This is a genomic window from Psychroserpens mesophilus (genome assembly GCF_050617655.1).
Lineage (GTDB): Bacteria > Bacteroidota > Bacteroidia > Flavobacteriales > Flavobacteriaceae > Psychroserpens > Psychroserpens mesophilus_A.
The window spans coordinates 1-259 of record NZ_JBODQC010000269.1 but is presented as its reverse complement, the minus strand read 5'-3'; the positions used below and the strand labels follow the sequence as shown (position 1 = coordinate 259).

The window sequence follows — 259 nt, the reverse complement described above, 5'->3', positions numbered from 1 at the left end:
CGCCTCGATCTGGGGACCGATATAGGCGAACTTCATCGTGGCCCAATCGATCTTCCAGGGAATCGCCTTGGTCGACTCCAGCAAAGTTCTGTACACCGCGTTGTCATCTAGCAATCTGCCTTCGTCGGCCATACCCGATCCATCCTCGAACCACATGCACCAGCCACTGTAGCCTGAACCCGGCGCGATCCCTCGACAGGCCGAAAAAAAATTCGCCCGGCGAAGCGGGCGAATCTGGAAACAACGCAGGCTTGCCGCC

Annotated in this window: 1 protein-coding gene; it reads right to left on the bottom strand. The window is 58.3% G+C overall.

Going from position 1 to position 259, the window contains the following annotated elements; genetic code table 11:
* Nucleotides 1-259: hypothetical protein (locus tag ACRHNM_RS17225; protein WP_431137875.1), on the bottom strand; the 259-nt coding region annotated here is incomplete at both ends.